The sequence below is a fragment of the Nisaea nitritireducens genome (genome assembly GCF_014904795.1).
Lineage (GTDB): Bacteria > Pseudomonadota > Alphaproteobacteria > Thalassobaculales > Thalassobaculaceae > Nisaea > Nisaea nitritireducens.
Map to the genome: position 1 here is coordinate 24,756 of NZ_JACZFS010000008.1, position 23,204 is coordinate 47,959.

At 61.0% G+C, this 23,204-nt stretch carries 20 protein-coding genes; 12 read left to right on the forward strand and 8 right to left on the reverse strand.

The window, feature by feature from the left end:
* Nucleotides 1–251 precede the first annotated feature (251 nt).
* Entirely contained in the window at nt 252–1,805 is a 1,554-nt protein-coding gene (locus IG629_RS01305) for a class I adenylate-forming enzyme family protein (protein ID WP_193170188.1), read from the reverse strand.
* Between the two features lie 52 nt (nt 1,806–1,857).
* Nucleotides 1,858–2,673, reverse strand: coding sequence for an IclR family transcriptional regulator (locus IG629_RS01310; protein WP_193170189.1), 816 nt, complete (start codon nt 2,671–2,673; stop codon nt 1,858–1,860).
* 274 nt (nt 2,674–2,947) lie between these two features.
* On the opposite strand from IG629_RS01310, the gene IG629_RS01315 reads away from it, so the two are divergent.
* From IG629_RS01315 to IG629_RS01345, 7 genes are all read left to right on the forward strand, one after another.
* Nucleotides 2,948–4,168, forward strand: a complete 1,221-nt coding sequence (locus IG629_RS01315) for an ABC transporter substrate-binding protein (RefSeq protein ID WP_319024988.1) — start codon at nt 2,948–2,950, stop codon at nt 4,166–4,168.
* A 25-nt stretch (nt 4,169–4,193) separates the two neighbouring features.
* Nucleotides 4,194–5,879, forward strand: coding sequence for an ABC transporter permease (locus tag IG629_RS01320; protein WP_193170190.1), 1,686 nt, complete (start codon nt 4,194–4,196; stop codon nt 5,877–5,879).
* Nucleotides 5,876–6,511 carry an ATP-binding cassette domain-containing protein gene (locus IG629_RS01325; protein ID WP_193170191.1) on the forward strand — a complete coding sequence of 212 codons (636 nt, stop codon included), beginning with the start codon at nt 5,876–5,878 and terminating at the stop codon, nt 6,509–6,511. The genes IG629_RS01320 and IG629_RS01325 overlap by 4 nt, the downstream gene beginning before the upstream one ends.
* 109 nt (nt 6,512–6,620) lie before the next feature.
* On the forward strand, nt 6,621–7,658 hold the full coding sequence (locus tag IG629_RS01330) for an NADP-dependent oxidoreductase (protein ID WP_193170192.1): 1,038 nt from the start codon (nt 6,621–6,623) through the stop codon (nt 7,656–7,658).
* 181 nt (nt 7,659–7,839) lie between these two features.
* Entirely contained in the window at nt 7,840–8,994 is a 1,155-nt protein-coding gene (locus IG629_RS01335; protein WP_193170193.1) for an ABC transporter ATP-binding protein, read from the forward strand.
* Nucleotides 8,995–9,918 carry an ABC transporter permease subunit gene (locus IG629_RS01340; protein WP_193170194.1) on the forward strand — a complete coding sequence of 308 codons (924 nt, stop codon included), beginning with the start codon at nt 8,995–8,997 and terminating at the stop codon, nt 9,916–9,918. It abuts the gene before it with no gap.
* Entirely contained in the window at nt 9,915–10,724 is an 810-nt protein-coding gene (locus tag IG629_RS01345) for an ABC transporter permease subunit (protein ID WP_193170195.1), read from the forward strand. The genes IG629_RS01340 and IG629_RS01345 overlap by 4 nt, the downstream gene beginning before the upstream one ends.
* On the opposite strand, the gene IG629_RS01350 is transcribed toward IG629_RS01345, so the two are convergent.
* The gene (locus IG629_RS01350) at nt 10,702–12,324 is read right to left on the reverse strand and encodes a benzoate-CoA ligase family protein (protein WP_193170196.1); all 1,623 of its coding nucleotides are present in this window, start codon (nt 12,322–12,324) and stop codon (nt 10,702–10,704) included. The two genes, IG629_RS01345 and IG629_RS01350, sit on opposite strands and share 23 nt — an antisense overlap.
* Complete coding sequence (locus IG629_RS01355; RefSeq protein WP_193170197.1) at nt 12,321–13,472, reverse strand: FAD-dependent monooxygenase; 1,152 nt, start codon at nt 13,470–13,472, stop codon at nt 12,321–12,323. Before IG629_RS01355 ends, IG629_RS01350 begins: the two co-directional genes overlap by 4 nt.
* Before the next feature lie 139 nt (nt 13,473–13,611).
* Between IG629_RS01355 and IG629_RS01360 the strand changes: the two genes are divergently transcribed.
* Nucleotides 13,612–14,367: a hypothetical protein gene (locus IG629_RS01360; RefSeq protein WP_193170198.1), complete on the forward strand. Its 756-nt coding sequence runs from the start codon at nt 13,612–13,614 to the stop codon at nt 14,365–14,367.
* 51 nt (nt 14,368–14,418) lie between these two features.
* The gene (locus tag IG629_RS01365) at nt 14,419–14,775 is read left to right on the forward strand and encodes a hypothetical protein (RefSeq protein WP_193170199.1); all 357 of its coding nucleotides are present in this window, start codon (nt 14,419–14,421) and stop codon (nt 14,773–14,775) included.
* 83 nt (nt 14,776–14,858) lie between these two features.
* On the opposite strand, the gene betB is transcribed toward IG629_RS01365, so the two are convergent.
* Genes betB through betI form a run of 4 tightly spaced genes read right to left on the reverse strand, consistent with a single transcriptional unit; the run spans nt 14,859 to nt 20,121 of the window.
* The gene (betB, locus tag IG629_RS01370) at nt 14,859–16,322 is read right to left on the reverse strand and encodes a betaine-aldehyde dehydrogenase (RefSeq protein WP_193170200.1); all 1,464 of its coding nucleotides are present in this window, start codon (nt 16,320–16,322) and stop codon (nt 14,859–14,861) included.
* A 39-nt stretch (nt 16,323–16,361) separates the two neighbouring features.
* Complete coding sequence (gene betA / locus IG629_RS01375) at nt 16,362–18,011, reverse strand: choline dehydrogenase (RefSeq protein WP_193170201.1); 1,650 nt, start codon at nt 18,009–18,011, stop codon at nt 16,362–16,364.
* Nucleotides 18,012–18,016: 5 nt separating this feature from the next.
* On the reverse strand, nt 18,017–19,534 hold the full coding sequence (betC, locus tag IG629_RS01380) for a choline-sulfatase (protein WP_193170202.1): 1,518 nt from the start codon (nt 19,532–19,534) through the stop codon (nt 18,017–18,019).
* Entirely contained in the window at nt 19,531–20,121 is a 591-nt protein-coding gene (betI, locus tag IG629_RS01385; RefSeq protein ID WP_193170203.1) for a transcriptional regulator BetI, read from the reverse strand. Before betI ends, betC begins: the two co-directional genes overlap by 4 nt.
* Nucleotides 20,122–20,255: 134 nt before the next feature.
* On the opposite strand from betI, the gene IG629_RS01390 reads away from it, so the two are divergent.
* From IG629_RS01390 to choV, 3 genes are all read left to right on the forward strand, one after another.
* Nucleotides 20,256–21,197, forward strand: a complete 942-nt coding sequence (locus tag IG629_RS01390; RefSeq protein ID WP_084608051.1) for a choline ABC transporter substrate-binding protein — start codon at nt 20,256–20,258, stop codon at nt 21,195–21,197.
* Between the two features lie 84 nt (nt 21,198–21,281).
* Nucleotides 21,282–22,124 (forward strand): choline ABC transporter permease subunit, encoded by an 843-nt coding sequence (gene choW, locus IG629_RS01395; RefSeq protein ID WP_193170204.1) that lies wholly within the window; start codon nt 21,282–21,284, stop codon nt 22,122–22,124.
* Nucleotides 22,121–23,197, forward strand: coding sequence for a choline ABC transporter ATP-binding protein (choV, locus tag IG629_RS01400; protein ID WP_193170205.1), 1,077 nt, complete (start codon nt 22,121–22,123; stop codon nt 23,195–23,197). The genes choW and choV overlap by 4 nt, the downstream gene beginning before the upstream one ends.
* Nucleotides 23,198–23,204 lie beyond the last annotated feature (7 nt).

The window sequence follows — 23,204 nt, forward strand, 5'->3', positions numbered from 1 at the left end:
GTCATTTGGTCCATTGCAACGTAGCGCTATCGGGTCCGTAGACCATAGACAGGGCATCGTATCTAGCCGTCTTCCACGCGCACTTGGAGCAAACGGAGATTTATCCAATTGTGGGGTAACAGAAAGTCCTACTAAGACCGTCGCGCGATTACCCCACGTCGGGCATAGAATTGATGGTTAAAATGAGAGAAGTCAAGGTTTTGATTTAGCATAGCAGGAATGTGCGGCACACCGGAGTCACTCCGAATTCTTCAAGCTGCGTCGATTACGTCCGCCTGTTGTTTCAGTTGAGCCTTCAGAATTTTGCCAGTCGCGGTGGCCGGAAGAGATTGCAGGAAAACATAGTGGCTGGGGCATTTATAGGGCGCGAGATTCGCCCGCATATGGGCATCCAGTGTGTCTTTCTCGATTACACGACCGGCTATGGGTTGGATAAACGCCACTACTTCCTCGTTATCTCCCGCTGTGCGGCCGACGACGGCTGACAGGGCGATGTCGGGATGCTCTGCGAGGACACCCTCTACCTCGGCCGGATAGACGTTGAAGCCCGACCGGATGATCAGCTCTTTCAGGCGACCGACGACATAGAGATTGCCGGCGGTGTCCGTCCGTCCGAGATCGCCGGATTTGAACCATCCATCCGACGTGATGACCTGGGCGGTCTGTTCGGCATCGCGATAATAGCCCTTCATGACATTCGGGCCGCGGATCCAGATTTCGCCGACTTCACCGATCTGCTTCGGCAGACCGGTATCCCGGTCCGCGATCCGGAATTCGACGCCGGGGATCGCCGGGCCGACGGTTTCGTCATGCGCCGGAGCTTCCATGCGTGTGGTGGTCACCGTGGGCGCGGTTTCGGTCAGGCCATAGCCGTTGTGCAGGGGTTGTTTCCACATCGCTTCGACTCTGGTCTTGATCGCAAGGTCGAGCGGGGCGCCGCCGGCGGAGAGATAGCGCAATTTGGGCGCGGGCAGGGGAGCGCCGTTCTTCGATGCCAGTTCCAACAGGTGGGCATACATCGCCGGGACACCCTGGAAGATGGTGACGCCGTCTTCGGCGAGGGCCCGGGCGGCATCTTTCGGCGCAAATCTGGAGACGGTGTGCAAGTGCCCGCCATGAGCGAGGGTGCCGAGAAACACGGAGGCAAGGCCGAAGACATGCGATGTAGGGAGGACGCCATAGGCGAGATCTTCCGGACCGATTGCGCGGATGCTGCCGGAAACCTCGGCAATGAACAGCAGGTTGTCGTGGGTCAGCATGACCCCCTTGGGCTGCCCGGTCGTACCCGACGTGTAGATCAGGGCGGCGACCTGATCGGCTCCGTCCCGGCCGAGCGGCTCTGCCACGGCGGCTTCATTCAGCGGCGCAATCTGCACACCGGTCAGGGGAGCCATATCAAATGGCACGGCACCGGCGGTTGCCGCATGGGCGGCCGCGTCCGGTGAGACGCCGGTGGTGTAAAGGGTGGTCCGGGCGCCCGCATGCTCCGTGATCTTGTGGATTTCGTTGCCGGTGAGCCGGGCATTGACCAGCACGGTCCAGGCGCCGATCCGGGACAGCGCGAAAATCAGGACCTGCAAAGCGGCCGCGTTCTCGTTGACCAGCACGACCCGGTCGCCACCGCGCACACCGTAGAGCCTCAAGGCATCGGCTGTCTTGTCGACGGCCTCTTTCAGGCCGCGTCCATCAAGCGCGATTTCCGCATCGCTCAAGAGGAGGCGGTCTGTGGCGTCATCCGCTCTGCGGTCGACAACATCGTGGAGGTACGAGCCTTTGGAAAAGCTGCGTTCTAAACTCTCGGTCATTTCAGGTCCGTCCGGGTCGGCAGGCAAGCTGGTGGCTGGTGGTGGAATTGGTTCAGGTGTTCGAGGCGACCACGCGAATACTCTGGCTACCCATGGTGAGGGTCTCCGCCAGTCGGACCAAGCGCGGTCCGAGGTCGGTCTCGAGCTTTTCGCGGGACAACAGGAAGCTTGGGCCACCGCAATTGAGGGCAAATACCGCCGAGCGGTCCGGCATGATCACGGGAACGCCGACGGCATGCACATCCTTGTGCCAGTCGGCGAGGGAGAATGTGAAGCCGTAGGTAGCGATATCCTCTACCGCCTGATCGACGCCGTCTTTCACCCGCGCGAAGCGTTCCGGGTCCTTGCGCTTGATGTGGTCCATCAGATACTCGCGCTCATCCGCGGGCAGTGCAGCGAGAAAAGCGCGACCCATAGCCGTTTCCGCGATTGGAAGCCGGGAGCCGACATCGAGGCGCAGCGTCAGTGCACCATCCCCGCGACAGGTTTCCAGATAAAGCATCTCCAGCCGGTCACGCGTGCCGAGCGAGATCGCCGCGTCCACATCATTCGCCATCTGCTGCATCAGCGGCCGGGCCCGGGCGCGGATATCGAGATTGGAAAGGAACGAGTATCCGAGAGACAGCACGCTTGGGCCCAGTTGATACAGCCCGGTGCTTTCATCCAGGGTCAGATAGTCGAGCTTCGTCAGTGTGTGTGTCAGGCGCGAGATCGTCGGCTTGGGCAGCTTGGTCCGCTCCGCGAGCTCCTGATTGCCGAGGCCGCCGTCACCAGGCTTGAAGGCGCGCAGAATTTCGAGACCGCGGGCAAGGGCGGTAACAAACTGGCGATCCTTGTCGTCGTCATTCTGGTCGGTGTTGTTGGGCATCGTGCCTGGCCGTTTCCTTCTCTCCGCCAGAACCTTAAGGCCCCGGCCCTGCCTCTCGTTATCGGGCAGGTTCAGCTGAAATATGCCACGCCCGATACGCCAAGGTCAATTTGCGGAACGCTGTTCCGCGTGTCGAAACTGTTGTCGCGGAAACAGTGCGAAACGTGCGTAGGAGAAGCTACTCTGTGCTCGCGGCGATGTCATTTCGGTCTGCGAGCGAGCTGTACTAGCGTCGCGTCGCTTAACACCTGCTGGCAGCAATGGAGTTTCTCTCGTGCTTTATAGACGCGGCTTTGCGGCGCTTACCCTGGTTTTCGGGCTTTTGGGCGGATTGTCACCGGTTGGGGCGGCGGATGCTGTCAAGGAATGGAAGCAGGTGCTCGATACAGCCCGCGGCCAGACCGTTTACTGGAATGCCTGGGGCGGTGATTCGCGAATCAACGCCTACATCGATTGGGCAGGTGAGCAGGTCGAGGAGCGCTTTGGCATTTCCCTGGTGCATGTGAAGCTGACCGACACGGCGGAAGCGGTCGCCCGCGTTCTGGCAGAAAAGTCCGCCGGGCGCACTGAAGGCGGCGCCGTCGATCTTATCTGGATCAATGGCGAGAATTTCGCAGCGATGAAGCGGAATGGTCTGCTGTTCGGGCCGTGGCTTGGCCGGTTGCCGAATCACGCGTTGACCGATCCTGTGAACAATCCGGATCTCGGTCTTGATTTCGGGGTTCCTGTCGACGGGCTGGAGATGCCGTGGGCGCGGGCCCGACTGGTTTTCTATCGTGATACGGCGATTTTGCCCGAACCTCCCGCCACCTCGGACGCTTTGCTCGCCTGGGCACAGGAGAATCGGGGCCGTTTCACATACCCACTGCCGCCGAGCTTTCTCGGAACAACCTTTCTCAAGCAGATATTGATTGAGCGTGTCGCCGACAAATCCTCCCTCTACAAGCCGGTTTCGGAGAGCGATTTCGCTGCCGTGTCCCAGCCGCTCTGGGATTATCTGGATCTGCTTCATCCCGCTCTCTGGCGGCAGGCGCGCAGTTTTCCGAAGAATGCCGGCGGTATGCGCCGCCTGATGAGCGACGGGGAAATTGATATAGCCTTCGCCTTCAGCCAGTCAGAAGCATCGGCGGGAATCGATAGTGGCGAGCTGCCGGAAACGGTGCGCAACTACGTCTTTGACGAGGGTACCATCGGCAATGTCAGCTTCGTTGCCATTCCGTTCAACGCGGCCCACAGCGACGCGGCGATGGTCCTCGCGAATTTCCTGCTCTCGCCAGAAGCGCAGATGCGCAAGCAGGACCCGGCACATTGGGGCTCCGCCACGGTTCTCTCTCTCGGCCAGCTGAAGAAAGAAGAAGCGGACGCGATCCGCGGCCTTGATCTCGGCCCGGCGGCGCTTCCGGCGGATAAGCTCGGGGCCATGCTGGCCGAACCGCATCCGAGTTGGACCGAAGCGCTTGAGGCCGAATGGGTGCGGCGGTACGGAGTACGGTGACACTTTCACCGCCGGTGCCGACTGCATGCTGAGAGTAGCCCCCTATCTGGTTGCCGCTATCCTGACCGGACCGGTCCTTGCCGGGTCGCTCGGCGCGTTGATCCCGTCTTTCGGGTTTCTGCCCTCGCTCGGCCATGACGAATTCGGGCTCGATGCTTGGCGCGCTCTGCTCGACTGGCCGGGTATCGGCGGCTCGGTCCTCTTGTCGTTCGCCTCCGGGATTTTGACGGCGGGGGTATCTCTTCTCCTCGCGCTCTTGTTTCTGGCTGTCTTTTTCGAGACCCGGGCCTTTGTCTGGTTGCGGCAGGCGATCGCGCCAATGCTGGCGGTCCCTCATGCTGCGGCGGCATTTGCTTTAGCCTTTTTGATCGCGCCGTCCGGGTTCCTCGCCCGGCTGCTTTCGCCCTGGGCGACCGGGTGGCAGCGCCCACCGGACCTGCTGATCGTGCAGGACGAATGGGGGCTCTCCCTGATGGCGGGGCTGGTGATGAAGGAAGTGCCGTTCCTGCTGCTGATGGCGCTGGCGTCGCTCGCCCAGATCCATGCGGGCGAGAGGATGCGGCTGGCCCGGTCCATCGGGTACGGACGGATATCGGCCTGGTTCAAAAGCGTGGTGCCGGCGCTTTATCCGCTGCTCCGCCTGCCTGTCTATGCGGTGATCGCTTATTCCTCCGCCAATATAGACGTGGCCCTGATCCTCGGCCCGGTCTCGCCGCCGCCGCTGGCGGTGCAGGTCTTGCGTTGGTCGAACGATCCGGATCTGGATTTCAGAATGATCGCTTCGGCGGGGGCCATTCTGCAATTCGCCGTGACGGCCGGGGCCATCGCTCTCTGGATACTGGCCGAACGATGTGTCGGACTGCTGACGCGCGGCTGGCTCGTTTCCGGCAGGAGACGCACCGGGGATACCGGGCTTGCAGCATTGGGGCAGGGTCTGTTTCCTACGCTCATCCTCGCCTCCATCCTCGGCATTGCCGCTCTCGGCCTGAATGCTTTCGCCCGGGTCTGGCGCTTTCCCGACGCGTTGCCGGGCCGCTGGACATTGGCGCATTGGCAAAGTGTCGCGGAGACAGCGGGAGGACCGGTCGTGGCGACTCTCTGGATCGCGCTGTTGACGACGCTTCTGTCCCTTGTGCTGGTGGTCTGCGTTCTTGAAAACGAGAGGCAACGGGACGTGCGGTCAGGCCGGATTCTGGAGTTTCTGATCTATGTGCCGCTTCTGGTGCCGCAGATCGGTTTCATCTTTGGCCTGGTCCTGCTGGCGGAGCTGGCGGAGACACCGCCGGGCGGCGGGTTGGTTGCGGCAGGACACATCATTTTCGTCCTGCCTTATGTCTATCTCTCACTATCGGAGGCCTATCGGCGGCAAGACCCGGCCTGGACAAAGATCGCCAGAACGCTGGGACAGAGTGCGGCGGGTGCGTTCTGGAAGGTCCGTCTGCCGATGCTGCTGACTCCATTGCTCACGGCCTTTGCTGTCGGGGCTGCGATCAGCATTGGTCAGTATCTGGTGACGCGCCTGCTTGGCGCTGGCCGGGTAGAGACGGTGACAACGGAGGCTATCGCGCTTGCGGCGGGCGGGGACCGCCGCCTGATCGGGGCCTGGGCTCTAACACAGGCAATCCTGCCGGTGGCCGGGTTCGCGTTGGCACTTGCCGCACCACGCCTGATCTGGCGCAATCGCCGCGGCATGCTGGGAGGGGTACGGTGACTTTGGGGCTGGGATTGAAAGATGTCCGTATCACGCTTGGCGGACGGGACTTGCTGTCGCTTGATTGTGTGATCGAGCCAGGGACCGTGCTGACCGTCATGGGGCCGTCCGGTTCCGGAAAATCCACATTGCTGTCCTTTGTCGCCGGCTTTCTGACAGCACCGTTTACGGCAGAGGGCCGGATTTTACTGAATGGCGCCGACATTACCGATGCTCTGCCAGAGGCCCGGCATGTCGGTTTGTTATTCCAGGACCCAATGCTGTTTCCGCATCTGAGTGTGGGTGGAAACCTGTTGTTTGGCATGCCGCCGGGAAGCCCCGACCGCCTTGCATCTGCTGGGGAGGCGCTCGACCGGTTCGGTCTGGAAGGGTTTGCGGATCGCGATCCGGCGACGCTCTCGGGAGGGCAGGCGTCCCGCGTCGCCCTTCTCCGGTTGCTTTTGTCGGAGCCGAAAGCGGCACTTCTCGATGAGCCTTTCTCAAAGCTTGACCGGCATTTGCGGGGCGATATAAGGCGATTCAGCTTCGAGCGCCTGCGGGACGCCGGCCTGCCGACGGTCCTGGTGACGCACGACCCCGAAGACGCCGAAGCCGCTGGTGGGCCGGTGGTGGAGCTTGCTGGAACCGGCTGATTTCATACAGCCGATCCTTATCGCGAAGGTAGCGGACACGGATCGGCGCTGGACCCGGTGCGCGTGGCGACGGTATCCAAGATCGTCTTAAAGATCAGGAGGTCCCGACATGAGCACTGCCATTAATCGCCGCTGGCTACTCGCATCGCGCCCGGAAGGCGCTCCGGTTCCGGAAAATTTCCGTATCGATGATGCCGATATCCCGACGCCGGGTGCTGGCGAGATGCTGTTGCGGGTGATCTATCTGTCATTGGACCCCTATATGCGCGGCCGGATGAGCGATGCGAAATCCTACGCCGCACCGGTGCCGATCGATGGCGTGATGGAAGGCGAGACCGTTGCCGAGGTGATGGAATCGAACAATCCGGATTTCACACCCGGAGACATCGTGCTCGCCAGGGTCGGCTGGCAGAGTTATGGGCTCTCCGATGGCGCTGGTGTGCGCAAGGTCGCGGCCGGGTCGGCGCCGATCTCGACGGCGCTTGGCGTGCTTGGCATGCCGGGGCTGACGGCTTATGCGGGTCTGAAGAATATCGGCATGCCGAAAGAGGGCGAGACTGTGGTGGTTGCCGCCGCGTCGGGTCCTGTCGGCTCCGCTGTCGGGCAGATCGCAAAGATCAGGGGCGCCCGGGCAGTCGGCATTGCCGGGGGCGCGGAGAAATGCGCCTACCTCGTCGAAGAACTCGGTTTCGATGCGGCGGTGGATCACCGGGCGCCGGACTTCGCGGAGCAACTTGCAAAGGCCTGCCCCGACGGGATCGATGTCTATTTCGAGAATGTCAGCGGCAAGGTGTTCGACGCGGTCTTCCCGTTGTTCAACCAATTCGCCCGGATGCCGGTCTGCGGGACCATCGCCTTTTACAATGCGACCAGCTTTCCAGAGATGGACACAAACGTGCCGGCGCTGATGCGTGCGGTGCTGACCAAGCGGCTCCGTATCCAGGGCTTCATCGTCTACGATTTCGCCTCCGACTATCCGGACTTCGCGCGCGACATGGCCGGTTGGATCGCCGATGGCCGGGTCAAGTATCGTGAGGACATTGTCGAGGGGATAGATGTGGCGCCGGAAGCTTTCATCGGCCTTCTGAAGGGCAAGAACTTCGGAAAGATGGTCGTGAGAGTGGGGCCGGACCCGGTCGGCGCATAATAATCGCTCTTGGCGCGTGGCTCCCTGTTCGGCTCGGACAAGGGAGCTGCCACCGGGTGTTCTGAGACGATGAATTAGGTGGGGTGACGCCGCACCGCAATTGACAGCCCCACGCTGAACAGTGAACCTCGCCAGATGCCGTATTCCGGCATTTGGCGACAAACGGCTTCGGGGGCGGGCCATGTCCGATCAGGCAATCATCGACGCATATTCCGACCGGCCGTGGGAAGCACCAGGCAGGCATGAGCCGGTGGTGCGGTTGCGCGGGATCGTGAAGCGATTTGGCGGCATTGAAGCTGTCTCCGGCGTTGATCTCGACATCTATCGCGGCGAGATTTTCTGCCTGCTCGGCGGCTCCGGTTGTGGCAAGACCACCTTGTTGCGCATGCTCGCCGGGCTCGAATTGCCCGACGCGGGCAGTATCGAAATCGATGGTCAGGACGTGACCGCGTTGCCGCCCTATGAGCGGCCGGTCAACATGATGTTCCAGAGCTATGCGTTGTTCCCGCATATGAGCGTGGCGGCCAATGTGGCTTTCGGTCTCAAGCGCGATGGCATCCGCGGTGCGGAGCTTGAGAGCCGGGTTGCACAAGCGCTGGCACAACTTGAATTGATTGATTTCGCCAACCGTCGTCCTCACCAGCTTTCCGGCGGGCAACGCCAGCGGGTTGCCTTGGCGCGCGCCATCGTCAAGCGTCCGAAGCTTCTGCTGCTCGACGAGCCGCTCGGTGCGCTCGACAAGCGGCTGCGCGAGAATGCGCAATATCAGTTGATGAAACTCGCTGACGATACCGGCATCACCATGATCGTGGTCACGCACGATCAGGAAGAAGCCATGGTGCTGTCGACCCGCTCCGCCGTCATGGACAAGGGGCAGGTTCGGCAGATTGGCACGCCTTCGGAGTTATATGAAAGACCGGGGTCGCGCTTCGTCGCGGCGTTCCTCGGCAACATCACCCTGTTCGACGGGTCGGTTGCCGCAATCCGTGACGGTATCGCGGAATTGAGCGTGGATGGTCTCGACGCGCCTCTTTTTGCCGCTGCCGGTTCGGTCTTGGCAGGCTCTCGAGGTGCGCTGGCGGTGCGGCCGGAGAAGGTCCGGATCGGGCGCGAGGGGGAGGCGCCGGAAAGTCAGGTGAACCGGCTCGGCGGAATTGTCGAGGGGCTTGCCTATCTGGGAGACATAACGTCGTACCGGGTGCGGACGGATCACGGGGCGCTGGTCGAAGTGACGCGGGCGAATAGCGAGAATGCGGCCAAGCGCGACTTGGATTGGGACGACCGGGTTGAGGTCTGGTTCTCTCCCGAAAACGCGCTTCTGCTCGGAGCCGACTAGATGGCGGAGGCTTCGACATCCCGGCCGGTCACCGATGCGGCCGGAAAGTCTTTCTGGTTCTCCGGCAAGGGACTCGTCGCGGGCATTCCATACCTTTGGCTGTTCGTTTTCTTTCTGGTGCCGTTCGCCATCGTGTTCCGGATTTCACTGTCGGAGCCGCTGATCGCGCAGCCGCCCTATTCGCCATTGTTCGGTGCGGATGGCAGCTATCAGGGCTCGTTCTTCAATTATCAGCTTCTGTTTGAAGACGCGCTGTTTCGCGCGGCCTATCTGAACTCCCTCTGGGTCGCTGGCATCTCGACACTGGTGACGTTGCTGATCGGTTATCCAATGGCCTATGTCATTGCCCGGGCGCGGCCTCTGGTCCGTAACCTGTTGCTGATGGCGGTGATGTTGCCGTTCTGGAGTTCCTTCCTGCTCCGGGTCTATGCCCTGAAGACGATCATGGCCGACACCGGCCTGGTGAATGGTCTGCTACTCAATTTCGGCCTGATCGATGCGCCGATCCGCATGTTGCAGACGGACTTCGCGCTCTATGTCGGCATTTCCTATACCTATCTGCCGTTCATGATCCTGCCGCTCTACGCCACGCTGGAGCGGCTCGACTGGTCTCTGGTTGAGGCGGCGGAGGATCTCGGCTGCCGATCCTGGAAGGCGTTTTTGCTGGTCACGCTGCCGCTCTCGGTTCCAGGCATTATCGCCGGTGCAATGTTGGTCTTCATCCCGGCAACCGGCGAGTTTGTCATCCCGAACATGCTTGGTGCGTCAGACACGCTGATGATCGGCCGGATGCTCTGGGACACCTTCTTCAGCGAGCGGGACTGGACGCTGGCATCCTCTCTGGCCGTGGTGCTGCTGTTGCTGCTTGTGTTGCCGATCATGTTGTTCCAGATCGCAGAATCCCGGCGGGAGGAACGGGTATGAGCCGGCGAAGGGGCAAGGTCGCACTGCTGGGACTGGTGGTGGCCGGTTTTGCCTTTCTTTACCTGCCGCTGGTCGTGCTTGTGCTGTTCAGCTTCAATGCGTCGAAACTGGTCAGCGTGTGGGGTGGCTGGTCGACGAAATGGTATCTGGAGCTCTTTCGCAACGAGCAGATCCTGAATGCGGCATGGCTCTCGCTGAAGATCGCCACGATCAACGCGACCGGCGCGACCCTGCTCGGAACGATGGCCGGGCTGGTGCTTGCGAGGTTCGGCCGGTTTGGCGGACGGGCTCTCTTCACCGGTCTGATCGCGGCACCGCTGGTCATGCCGGACGTGATCATCGGCATCAGCCTGCTGCTTACCTTCGTGTCCATGGAGCAGTTCATCGGTTGGCCGTATGGGCGCGGCATCGACACAATCCTGATCGCCCACATCACTTTCTCGACGGCTTATGTCGCGGTCGTCGTTCAGTCGCGGGCAAGCGGGCTGGACCGCTCGATCGAGGAGGCGGCTCTTGATCTGGGTGCCCGCCCGATCACAGCCTTCCTGCTGGTTACCCTGCCGATGCTCGCACCCGCGCTGGCATCGGGCTGGTTGCTTGCCTTCACGCTCTCGCTGGACGATCTGGTGATCGCGAGTTTCGTATCCGGCCCCGGATCATCGACCCTGCCCATGGTGATATTCTCCAAGGTCCGGCTGGGGGTGACACCGGAGATCAACGCACTGGCGACCCTCTTGATCGGTATCGTCGCCCTTGCAGCCGGGACCGCCACCTGGATTCAGATCAGGCGCTCCGGTCGAGCCTAAGCAAGGCCTGACGGTCGATCTTGCCGGTCCCTGTCTTGGGCAGATTATCCAGATAGACGAAGTCTCGTGGCGCCTTGTGGGGCAGCAGGGTTTCGCGGATATAGGCCTTCAGGCTGGCGGTCAGCGGATCACCGGATTCGGTCCCGTCGGTTGCCGAGACGAAAGCGCGCAGGATCGTCCTGCGGTCTGGCAACTGGACGGCAGCGACGGCGCACTCGACGATCTGCGGATGCTCGTTCAGGCAGAGTTCGACCTCCAGTGGATAGACCCACTGGCCGCTGACCTTCACCAGATCGTCTATCCGGCCGAGGAAGAAATAGAACCCGTCCTCGTCGCAGCGGAACCGGTCGCCGGTATAGATCCAGCCGTCACGCATGGTTTCGGCGGTCTTGTCCGGCCGGTTCCAGTAGCAGGGTGCGTTGGAATCGCCACGAACCAACAGAACACCATCCTCACCAGGCCCTGCGGGCGCGCCTTCCGGTGTTGTCAGCATGACCTCATATCCGGGCACACGCTTGCCGGCGGCACCGATCTTCTTTTCGGACTCTGTGTTCGAGAGATAGACGTGCAGAACTTCGGTCGAACCCAAGCCTTCCACGATCTCATGTCCGAAGCGGTCTTTCCAGGCATCGAAAATTTCCTGCGACAGGATTTCCGCAGCCGAGATGCACATGCGCACGGAGGAAAGGTCTGCCTGTTCCGATGCCGGATCCTTGATCATCGCCGTATAGAGTGTCGGCAGGCCGAACAGCAGGGTCGGTTTGAACCTGGAGACCATTTCGAAGACGGCATCCGGCTTTGGCCGCCCGGAGAACAGGATAACACTGGCCCCGGCATGGAACGGGAAGGCGATTGCATTACCGAAGCCGTAGGCGAAGAAGATCTTCGGGATCGAGAAACAGATATCGTCCGGCCCGATGTGCAGAATGTGGCGCGCGTAGCTCTCGACCGTATAGAGCGCGTCGTGTTGCAAGTGGAGAATACCCTTCGGGCGCCCTGTCGAGCCCGAGGAATACATCATGAAAGCGGGGTCATCCCGTCCCGTCTCTGCCGCTTTCAGCTCAGCTTTCTGCTCCATCAGCCAGCGTGCGCCGTCTCTGGCATCCGGCACCGCAGAAGGGCCGGCACCGTTGATCGAGATCGCTGTGACGGGGGCGAGGGCGGCCGCGTCGAGTGCCGTCACCGTATCGGCGTGGGCTTCATCGAAGATCATGACGCGTGCGCCGGCATCCTCGATATAGAAGGAAATCAGATCGGAGCTCGACAGGGTGTTGGCGAGGATCGGAACCATGCCCGCCCGGATGGCGCCGAAGATCGCGGCCGGATATGCGGGAGTGTCGTCCATAAGCAGCAACACCCGGTCACCACGTTCCAGCCCGAGCGCGAGCAGGCCGTTGCCGAAACGGCCGGCATCCTCAGCCAATTCGCCGTAGGTCCGGTTTCCCCGGTCGGAATAGACAGCGATCTTGTCCGCGCGTCCGCGCTCCAGATTATCGAACAGCAGGCTGGAGGCATTGTAGGTTTCCGGCACTGAAAACCCGATTTCGCCGGTTTCGGATGCGTCTCTTGGCACGCGGTCCAGAATTTGTTCGGGTGTCATGCCTGGCCTCCCGCCGCATCAGCGTTCCAGTGCGGGCTGTAGGTGGCGAAGAACTCGGGTGCCAGGCGTTGCAGCCTTTCGTCGTCCATGCGGCCGCTGCGCTGGATATAGGAATAGGCGAAATCGGCCGGTGCAAGTTCCATATGGCTGGCGAAATCCTCGTACCAGGCCGCGCTGGTGTTCGCCGCGCGGACAATCTTTTCGGTAATCGGTTTGCGGGCAGCCTCGTAGGCCTCCATTGCGGCCGGGATGTCATCTGGTGCGGCAAGCACGACGGCCTTTGCAAGAGCGAGGGCGTCCTCCATGGCGAGCCGGGTGCCGGAGCCGATGCTGAAATGTGCTGTATGGACAGCATCGCCGATCAGTACGTGGTTGCCGCTGTGCCAGCTCTTGCAGGACAGTTTGGGGAAACGGCGCCAGTAGGAATTGTTCGTGATCAGGCTATGGCCCTGCAGCACATCCGCAAAGACGTTTTCGCAATAGGCCTTGGTTTCGGCTTCTCCCATGCCTTCAAACCCGGCTGCCTGCCAAGTGTCCTCGTCGGTCTCGACGATGAAGGTGCTGAGTGTCGGGGTGTAGCGATAATGATGGGCGTTGAACGGCCCGTCTTCGGAGCGCCGGAACGACTGGGTGAGGGTATCGAACGGCCGGTCCGTGCCGTACCAGATGAAGCGGTTTTCCAGCTGCGGCATCTCCGTGCCGTATTCTGATCCATCGCCGCGAATGAAAGAGTTCAGCCCGTCTGCCCCGACGATCAGATCCGCATCGTCCAGTCTGGACAGATCGTCGGCCTCGGTTTCGAACCGAGGCTCGATACCGACACTCCGGGCCCGTTCCGTCAGGATCTGGATCAGCTCGAGCCGTCCGATGGCGGCGAAGCCCATCCCGTCGATATCGATCCGCTCGCCTTCAAGGTCGAGTGTCAGGTTCCGCCAGGTTTCCATGGCGGGCAGGATCGCATCGTGAGTCTCGGGGTCGTCGGCCGCCATGAAGGCCAGAGCCTGGTCCGAAAACACCACGCCGAAGCCGAACGTGGCGCCTTCCGGATTACGCTCGACAAGCGTGACCTCGAAGTCGGGCCTCTGACGCTTCACAAGGTACGAGAAATAAAGCCCGGCCGGTCCGCCGCCGATAATTTTTATGCGCATTGGCATTTCCCCATTTAATTGCCGCCATTGTTCCTGCTAAGGCGCGGACTGACAATACCTCGCCAAGATTGAAACGGACTAAGGAGCCACTATATAGTTATCCTATCAATAGGAAAAATATTATCGTATGGAGATTGGAATGTCACCTAAGTCATTGCCAATTCATGCAAGTGTGGGCCGGAGAGGGGTGAACAGGCAGGATGATGTTGTTGTCGTACAAATGGCTCTGCGGGTTCTCAGGGACCGGCTGTCCTATCGGCCGTTCTACGAAGCGGAAATCAACGGCGTAGCTAGCGATAGAACGGTATCGGCAGTCGAAGCTTTTCAAGCGTCACAAAATGAGTCGACGGCAGATACACTCCAGCCGAACGATCCTGTCCATCGGCATCTGACTGAAATGGTGCGGCGAGAGCTACGCCAATCACCTCATGTTCGGACACCGTATCTGGAGTTTGACGGGACAAAATTGTGTTGGTTCGGCCATCGTGAAACTCAGACTTGCTGGCCCGCAGTATCAGGTGTGTCCGGATTTCAGACGAAGGAATTTCAAGTACTTAAAGACAAAGGCCCGTTGCCGGAAGGCAAGTGGCGTGTCAGGCAGGATCGATATCAGAGATTTGACGACGCGCCGTTGATAAACCGTCTCGCCTCATATCTTCTCTTTTTGAACATCAAAGTGACGAATTGGCCAGGAGGGAAAATAGCATGGGGCAACCATAGAGTATGGATAGAGCCAAGCAGGGGAAACGATGTTCATGGAAGAAGCGGTTTTTCGATTCATGGCGGAGCTTTTCCAGGATCTGCTGGATGTGTCGATTTAACGGATAGGATGTCGGATTTTGCAGAAAAGTTCAGGACGTATGGCGCCGACATGGATTTGATCGTGAGATATTGAGCAGGACCTGTGCCTAACTGAATGAAGAGGACCAGAAATGAGGTGCCGACAGTGAAAGTGGGCCAACTTCGGTTGCTGCTATGTATCGGGCCGGCATTGATCATCGTCTCCAGCCTGTTCGATTTGTATTGGTATTTTGATGATCCGGTGTCCTATCCAATCCCATGGGAAGGGGGAGGCTGGAGGTATGACAGCCACTGGAATTATGTCGTTTCAAGCGTTTCTTGGATAACCCTCGCTGCAATCCTGCTCATGTTTCATCTTCGCAAAGCGGGACCAGCCTTTCAGATGTTTGGCTGGGTAGGGTGTTTCCTTATTACTGGATGGATGGTGCTGCATTTTCTCTGGTCTGTCCTCGCCCTGATTGGTTGGACAATAGGCGCACAGATTCCGGCTCCGTTTTATTGATCTCCGGCCCGAACTTATGTGGAGGGCGCTTCATGGACCAGATTACGCAACGGTTTGGCGGAGCGGTGAAAGCGCCTTCTACTTCAGTACGGACTGTCGACATCTCCCATTTCGACATAGACGCTCTTGAACTGGCTGTAATGCTCGATGGCGGCGCGGGCGTTCTCGCGGCCGATGCCGGATTTCTTGACGCCGCCGAAGGGCATTTCAATCGGGGTCAGGTTGTAGGCATTGATCCAGCAGGTGCCGGCCTCAAGCGCCGCGACGACGCGGTGGCCGCGCTGGATGTCTTTCGTGAAGACCCCGGCGGCGAGGCCGAAATCGGTGGCGTTTGCGCGGGCGAGCACTTCCTCTTCGGTGTCGAAATCGAGCACGCACATCACCGGGCCGAAGATCTCTTCCCGGGCGACGGTCATGCTGTCCTTCACGTCCGCGAAGACGGTCGGGGCGACGAACCAGCCATCGGGGAAAGATTGAACCGTGGCGGCGTCGCCGCCGATCAGCACGCGGGCGCCTTCATCGCGGCCGGTCTGGATATAGCCGAGCACCTTCTCGAACTGCGGCTTGGAGATGAGCGGGCCGAGATGGGTATCCTCGTCCATCGGATCGCCAAGACGGATCTTCGCGGTGCGCTCGCGCAGCCGGTCGAGGAATTTCTGCTTGATGCTTTTCTGTACGAAAACGCGCGTGCCGTTGGAGCAGATCTGGCCGCTTGAATAGAAATTGCCGAGCATGGCGCCGGCAATCGCGTTCTCAATATCCGCATCCTCGAAGACGATGATCGGGGATTTGCCGCCGAGCTCCAGCGTGACCTGTTTCAGGCCTTCCGCAGCCGCTGCCATCACCTTCGCCCCGGTGGGAACGGACCCGGTGACGGAGACTTTATCCACGCCCGGATGATTGACCAGCGCCGCGCCGACATCGCCGAAGCCTTGGACCACGCTGAAGACGCCGTCGGGCAGGCCTGCTTCCTTGTAGATCTCGGCCAATTTCAGGGCTGTCAGCGGTGTGGTTTCCGACGGCTTGAAGATCATCGCATTACCGCAGGCCAGCGCCGGTGCCGATTTCCAGCAGGCGATCTGGATCGGGTAGTTCCAGGCGCCGATGCCGACGCAGACGCCGAGCGGCTCGCGCCGTGTATAGGCGAAGGAACCGCCCAGATCGGTGTATTCGCCGTGGATGTCGGCCGCGATACCGCCGAAATACTCGAGGCAGTCCGCTCCCGAGGCAGCATCCGCCACCAGCGTCTCCTGCAATGGTTTTCCGGTATCCAGTGTCTCCAGCAGCGAAAGCTCCCGATTGCGCTCGCGGATCAGATCGGCGGCCTTCCGCAGTACCCGTCCACGTTCGGCACCGCTGAGGGCTGCCCAGATCTTCTGACCTTCCCGTGCGGCGGAAACCGCCTTGTCGATGGTATCGGCATCGGCGGCATGAAGTTCCGCGATGGTCTCCCCGGTGGCCGGATAGAGACTGGGGAAGCTTTTGCCCTTGGGGCTTTCCATCGGGCTGCCGGCGACGAAGTGGGAAGCGGTCGGTTGCGCGCGCATATGTTTGGTCCTTTTGTCAGTATCAGCGACGGGGCGTCATCAGCGATCTGAGGTTTCCCAGCGCGGATTGATCCAGGGCTGCTTGTTCGAGGGCGGCAGCGGTGTCTTGCCGAGGATATGATCGGAGGCCTTTTCACCAACCATAATCGACGGTCCGTTCAGGTTCCCGTTCGGAATGCGCGGAAAGATCGAACTGTCCGCGAGCCTAAGTCCCTCGACCCCGATCACCCGGCATTCCGGATCGACCACGGCCATCGTATCGTCCGCAGCGCCCATGCGGCAGGTGCCGCTCGGATGGTAGGCGCTTTCCACGGCCTCGCTGATGAATGCATCCAGTGCTTCATCGCTTGCCACATCGTCGCCCGGGGAGATCTCCCGGCCGCGATAGGGGGTGAAGGCGTCCTGCCCGAAGATGTTTCGGGTCAGCCGGATGCAGTGCCGGAAATCGGCCCAATCATCCTCATGGCTCATGTAGTTGAACTGGATCACCGGGGCGTCATTCGGATCGGCCGAACGCAAGGTGACGGAACCGCGCGACTTAGAGCGCATCGGTCCGACATGGGCCTGGAAGCCGTGGCTCTTGGCCGGTGCCTTGCCATCGTAACGGATCGCGACAGGCAGAAAGTGATACTGGATGTCCGGATATTCGACGCCTGCCTTGGAGCGCAGGAAGGCGGCGCTCTCGAAATGGTTGGTGGCGCCGAGGCCGGATTTGAAGAGCAGCCACTCGAGCCCGATCAAGCCCTTGGAAAACAGGTTCAGCTTCGAATAAAGGCTGATCGGCTGGGTACATTCCTGTTGGATATAGAGTTCCAGATGGTCCTGCAGGTTGGCGCCGACACCGGGCCGGTCCGCCAGCACGTCAATGCCGTGTCTGGCGAGTTCGTCCGCCGGGCCAATGCCTGAGAGTTTCAGCAGTTTCGGCGAGTTGATCGAGGAGGCGGCGAGGATCACTTCACGGTTCGCTGTGATGGTCTCGATTGAGCTGCCACGCGCGATCTCGATCCCGGTGGCGCGTTTGCCCTCGAACAGGACGCGGCGGGCGAGGCCATTCACCATGGTCAGGTTCGGGCGCTTCAGGGCCGGCTTCAGATAGGCATTGGCGGCGGACCAGCGGCGGCCGTTATGGACCGTCATCTCCATCGGCCCGAAGCCTTCCTGCTTCTCACCGTTATAGTCTTCCGTCATCTCGAACCCGGCCTGCTGCCCGGCTTCGACGAAGGCGTGATAGAGCGGGTTTTTGCGCGGTCCGCGCGTTACATGAAGGGGGCCATTGGTGCCGCGCCAGCCGTCCTGTCCGCCATGGCTGGATTCCATGCGCTCGAAATATGGCAGCACGTCCTTATAGGCCCACCCTTTGGCGCCTTGCTCGTCCCAATTATCGTAATCGCGAGCGTGGCCGCGGACATAGACCATGCCGTTGATCGATGAGGAGCCGCCGATCACCTTGCCGCGCGGGCAAGCCAGGCGGCGGCCGCCGAGATGCGGTTCCGGCTCGCTTTCGTAGCCCCAGTCATAACGGCTCATGTTCATTGGATAGGACAGGGCGGCCGGCATCTGAATGAAGGGGCCGATATCGGTGCCGCCGTATTCCACGACGATGACCGAGTGCTTGCCGTCGGCTGAGAGCCGGTCGGCCATCACTGCGCCGGCGGAGCCGGAGCCGACGATCACGAAATCTGCTTGCATGGGCTTCATTCACCGCGCGGGAAACGCGCGGCCTCCTCAAGGGTGTTGAGATCCATGTGGTTACGCATATAGCGCTCGGATGCTTTCTGCAGCGGCTGGAAGTCCCACGGGTAGTAGGAACCGTTGCGCAAGGCTTCGTAGACAACCCAGCGGCGCGCCTGGCTGTCCCGGACCTCCCGGTCGAACCGCGCCATGTCCCAGCGTTCCCGCATCTCAGCCTCGAAGGCGGCGAGGGTCTCGGCATGGGCGGGATCTGTAGCGAGGTTCGTCAACTCGTCCGGATCTGCTTCGAGATCAAAAAGCTGCGGCGGGTCGAGTTCGCAGTGATTGAACTTGAAGCGGCCACGCCGGATCGAGATCAGCGGGGCATAGGAGCCTTCGGCGGCATATTCGATCAGGACCGGGGAAGTGCGTTCACCGCCTTCGATCAAAGGCTTCAGGGACTCTCCGTCCGTCCAGGGCGCGACCTCGGACAGGTCAACGCCCGCGATATCGGCAAGGGTCGGTGTGATGTCGATGGTCGAGACCGGAGCGGTAACAGTACGGCCCTCGATGCCAGGTCCCGCGATCATCATCGGCACGCGGGCGGAGCCTTCGAAGAAGCTCATCTTGAACCAGAGCCCGCGCTCTCCCAGCATGTCGCCGTGATCGGAGCAGAACACCACCACGGTATCTTCGTCCATCCGGCAGCGCTTCAGGGTGTCCAGCAGCGTCGCGATCTTGTCGTCCAGATAGGAGATGTTTGCGTAATAGGCCTGGCGGGAGCGGCGGACGTCCTCGGTGGTGATGTCGAAATTCTTGTAGTCGTTGGCGAGATAGAGCCGTTGGCTGTGGGCGTCCTGATCCTCGAACGGCACGGCCCCGACGCGCGGTTCCAGTTCCGGGCAGTCTTCATAGAGATCCCAGAATTTCCGGCGGGCGACATAGGGGTCGTGCGGATGGGTGAAGCTGACCGTCAGGCACCATGGGCGCTCATCGCTGCCACGGGAAAGCTGGTAGAGCTTCTGTTCCGCGTTGAAGGCGACCTCGTCGTCATATTCCATCTGGTTGGAGATCTCGGCGACGCCCGCGCCGGTGACTGAGCCGAGATTGTGATACCACCAGTCGATCCGCTCGCCCGGCTTGCGGTAGTCCGGCGTCCAGCCGAAATCGGCGGGATAAATATCCGTCGTCAGCCTCTCCTCGAAGCCGTGCAACTGGTCCGGCCCGACAAAGTGCATCTTGCCGGAGAGGCAGGTGTAATACCCGGCCCGGCGCAGGTGATGAGCGTAGGTCGGGATGTCGGACGTGAACTCGGCCGCATTGTCGTAGACGCCTGTCCGGGAGGGCAGGCGGCCGGACATGAAGGCGGCACGGCCGGGCGCGCAAAGCGGGCTGCCCGTATAGGAATTCCTGAACCGGGCGGATCGTGCCGCAAGTGCCTTCAAAGCGGGCGCATGCAGGAAATCCGCAGGGCCGTCCGGGAACAGGGTTCCGTTCAACTGGTCGACCATCAGGATCAGGATATTGGGCTGCTTCGTCACGTCTTCCCCCCGGCTGTGAGTTGCGCATCGATATAATCTTCAGTCAGCCTGATCGCGGCGGCGCGGTCCGGATCGCTGTCCAGCAGCGCGTGCCGGAGATAGAGGCCGTCAATCAGGGCCGCGGTGCCTTCGGCAATGTGCTGCGCATGCTCCCGGTCCGTCAGTTGTGTCAGCGCGTGCTGCAGATTGCTGCGCAGACGCCTTGCGTAGACGGAGAGGACGCGGCACGCCTCGTCCATGCTCTGGGCTTTCACATAGAAGCTGAGCCAGGCGGAGATCGTTGCCGGCCGGAACTGGTCGGAAGCAAAGTTCGCCTGGATGATGCCCGAGAGGCGTTCCCGTGGCGTTTTAGAGGCGCGCAGTGCCGCGACGATCTCAACCGAAAGCTCACTCAGAAGATGCCGCATGGTGGCGACGATCAGCTGATCCTTGCTGCCGAAATAATGATGCGCCAGTGCGGCCGAGACCCCCGCCTGACGGGCGATCTCGCTCATCGTTACCTCGAAGGATCCGCGTGCGTGAATAGCCTCGATCGCGGCATTGATCAGGGCTTTGCGGCGGATCGGTTCCATTCCGATTTTGGGCATGGGCGGCAGGTCCTTTCGGGCCCGACCGTATTTTTGATTGACTGCTCAATCAATAAAAATCTTGCACAGGATTTGCTATAATGTTTGCCTGCTCTGATAAGTAACGGGGGCAATCCAAACAGGGAGCATAAATCATGCTGAAATCCAAAACTGCATTCGCCGTCGCCTTGGCGGCCGGAATCATGTCATCCGGCGCCGCGATGGCCGACAATCACTGCTCGACCGTGCGCTTCTCCGATGTTGGCTGGACCGATATCACCGCGACGACTGCTGCGACCACGACGGTACTCGAAGCGATGGGCTACGAGACTGACGTAAAGGTACTTTCCGTTCCGGTGACCTATGCGTCACTGAAGAACAAGGACATCGACGTCTTCCTCGGCAATTGGATGCCGACCATGGAAGGCGATATCGCGAAATACCGCGACGAAGGCTCTGTGGAGACTGTTGGCGTTAATCTTTATGGGGCGAAATACACCCTCGCCGTGCCGCAATATGCCTATGACGCTGGCCTGAAGAGCTTCGCCGACATTGCCAAGTTCAAGGACAAGCTGGACGGCAAGATCTACGGTATCGAGCCGGGCAATGACGGCAACCGCCTGATCCTCGATATGATCGAGAAGGATGCCTTCGGCCTGAAAGGCTTCGACGTGGTCGAATCTTCCGAGCAGGGCATGCTCGCCCAGGTCGCTCGCGCGGTGAAGAAAGAGGAGCCGGTGGTATTCCTGGGCTGGGAGCCGCACCCGATGAATGCCAATTTCGAGATGGCATATCTCGCCGGTGGCGACGATTACTTCGGCCCCGATCTCGGCGGCGCGTCGGTTCTGACCAACATCCGTGCCGGCTATGGCAAGGAATGCCCGAATGTCGGACGGCTGCTCGACAACCTGATGTTCTCGCTCCGTATGGAGAACGAGATCATGGGCGCGATCCTGAACGATGGCGAAGAGCCGCAGGATGCCGCGAAAGCCTGGCTGAAGGCCAATGCCGGTATCCTCGACGCATGGCTTTCCGGCGTGACGACAGTGGACGGCAAGGCCGCGCTGCCGGCCGTGCGCAAGTCTCTCGGCCTTTAAGGCCTAATCTTCCGAAAGAGGCGGCATTCGTGCCGCCTCTTCTTACATGCGTCATAGAGCGACGGCAGGGCGGGGGAGCTTTCCGTGGATTGGCTGACCGATAACAAACTTCCGGTCGGGAAGGCGGCGAGAGTTTTCGTCGACTGGCTGACCGATCACGGCGCCTGGTTCTTCGACGGGCTTGCCGCTGGTCTTGAATTCATGATCGACGGCATCCTCTGGGTGCTGCAGGCGCCGCATCCGCTGTTGGCCGTTGTTATCGTTGCCGGCATTGCCTATGCGGTCCGCCGGAGCATCACCTTTCCACTGCTCGTCGCCCTGGGTCTGCTGCTGATCATCAATCAGGGCTATTGGGAAGAAACCACAGAGACTGTCGCCCTTGTGCTGGCATCTTCCGTGGTTTGCATGGGGGTGGGTGTTCCGCTCGGCATTGCCGCCGCACGGCGCCCCTGGCTGTTCTCCGCCATGCGCCCGGTCCTCGATCTGATGCAGACCATTCCGACATTCGTTTATCTGATCCCGGCGCTGATCCTGTTCGGACTCGGCATGGTGCCGGGACTGATCGCCACGGTGATCTTCGCCATCCCGGCACCGATCCGGCTGACCCATCTCGGCATTTCCTCAACGCCGAAAATGCTGATCGAGGCCGGGGAGGCCTTTGGCGCGACGCGGATGCAGCTGCTTTGGAAGGTGGAGCTGCCCTATGCCCTGCCGCAGATCATGGCGGGCCTGACCCAGACCATCATGCTGTCGCTTTCTATGGTCGTGATCGCGGCGCTTGTCGGTGCCGACGGGCTCGGCGTGCCGACGCTGCGTGCCCTCAACCAGGTCAACATCGCCAAGGGCTTTGAGGTCGGTCTCGCCATTGTGGTGATCGCCATCATTCTCGACCGGATGTTCCGCGGACGCGGGGAGGACGGCAAATGACGACTCCCGCCGTACGTTTCGACAAGGTGAACATCGTCTTCGGCAAGCGGCCCGATGAGGCGCTTCCGCTGATGGACCGGGGCATGGAACGCTCCGAAATAGAGACAGAGACCGGCCAGATCCTCGGCGTCCACGATTGCAGCCTGACGGTCGATCCGGGCGAGATCGTCGTCATCATGGGGCTGTCAGGCTCCGGCAAATCGACCCTGCTGCGCGCGGTGAACGGGCTCAACCCGGTGGTGCGCGGTGCCGTGTGGGTGCATGACGGCGAGCGGGAGATCGACGCCGCCAGTGCGGACGAAGCCACATTGCGCCGGCTTCGCACCGAACGCGTCACCATGGTGTTCCAGAATTTTGCCCTGCTGCCCTGGCGCACGGTGGCGGACAATGTCGGGCTTGGGCTGGAGCTGTCCGGTGTCGGCAAGACGGAACGCGCCGAGCGTGTGGCAAAGCAGCTAGCGTTGGTCGGGCTCGACCAGTGGGCGGACCGCAAGGTGCATGAGCTTTCGGGCGGCATGCAGCAACGTGTCGGATTGGCCCGTGCCTTTGCGACCGAGGCGCCCGTGCTGCTGATGGACGAGCCGTTTTCCGCACTCGACCCGCTGATCCGTGCCAAACTTCAGGATGAGTTGTTGGAGCTGCAGTCACAGTTGCAGCGGACCATCATCTTTGTCAGTCATGATCTGGACGAGGCCCTGAAACTCGGATCGAAGGTCGCGATCATGGAGGGCGGGCGCATTGTCCAGTGCGGCACACCGCACGAGATCGTCATGAACCCGGCGAATGCCTATGTGGCCGAATTCGTCTCTCATATGAATCCGTTGAATGTCCTGCGTGCGGACTCAGTGATGGCGTCGGTCCCCGGTGGGACGGCGCTGCCGGACGGTGCGAAGCCGATCGGGTCCGGCGGGTTTGGGGCTGGTATTGTGCCGGTCGCAGCGCCGGACACGCCGATGGCGGACCTGTTACGCTGCCGTCTTCAGACTGGCGAAGAGATCATGGTTGTGGCTGACGGAAAACCGGTCGGACGGATCGGGGATGCCGAAATCTATTCCTCTCTCCTCAAGGAATAGGGTACGA

Bases quoted from the DNA above. Each gene is read 5' to 3' on its own strand.
- IG629_RS01305 (WP_193170188.1), bottom strand. From the start codon at position 1,805: ATGACCGAGAGTTTAGAACGCAGCTTTTCCAAAGGCTCGTACCTCCAC.
- IG629_RS01310 (WP_193170189.1), bottom strand. From the start codon at position 2,673: ATGCCCAACAACACCGACCAGAATGACGACGACAAGGATCGCCAGTTT.
- IG629_RS01320 (WP_193170190.1), top strand. From the start codon at position 4,194: ATGCTGAGAGTAGCCCCCTATCTGGTTGCCGCTATCCTGACCGGACCG.
- IG629_RS01330 (WP_193170192.1), top strand. From the start codon at position 6,621: ATGAGCACTGCCATTAATCGCCGCTGGCTACTCGCATCGCGCCCGGAA.
- IG629_RS01335 (WP_193170193.1), top strand. From the start codon at position 7,840: ATGTCCGATCAGGCAATCATCGACGCATATTCCGACCGGCCGTGGGAA.
- IG629_RS01340 (WP_193170194.1), top strand. From the start codon at position 8,995: ATGGCGGAGGCTTCGACATCCCGGCCGGTCACCGATGCGGCCGGAAAG.
- IG629_RS01345 (WP_193170195.1), top strand. From the start codon at position 9,915: ATGAGCCGGCGAAGGGGCAAGGTCGCACTGCTGGGACTGGTGGTGGCC.
- IG629_RS01350 (WP_193170196.1), bottom strand. From the start codon at position 12,324: ATGACACCCGAACAAATTCTGGACCGCGTGCCAAGAGACGCATCCGAA.
- IG629_RS01355 (WP_193170197.1), bottom strand. From the start codon at position 13,472: ATGCGCATAAAAATTATCGGCGGCGGACCGGCCGGGCTTTATTTCTCG.
- IG629_RS01360 (WP_193170198.1), top strand. From the start codon at position 13,612: ATGTCACCTAAGTCATTGCCAATTCATGCAAGTGTGGGCCGGAGAGGG.
- betB (WP_193170200.1), bottom strand. From the start codon at position 16,322: ATGCGCGCGCAACCGACCGCTTCCCACTTCGTCGCCGGCAGCCCGATG.
- betA (WP_193170201.1), bottom strand. From the start codon at position 18,011: ATGCAAGCAGATTTCGTGATCGTCGGCTCCGGCTCCGCCGGCGCAGTG.
- betI (WP_193170203.1), bottom strand. From the start codon at position 20,121: ATGCCCAAAATCGGAATGGAACCGATCCGCCGCAAAGCCCTGATCAAT.
- IG629_RS01390 (WP_084608051.1), top strand. From the start codon at position 20,256: ATGCTGAAATCCAAAACTGCATTCGCCGTCGCCTTGGCGGCCGGAATC.
- choV (WP_193170205.1), top strand. From the start codon at position 22,121: ATGACGACTCCCGCCGTACGTTTCGACAAGGTGAACATCGTCTTCGGC.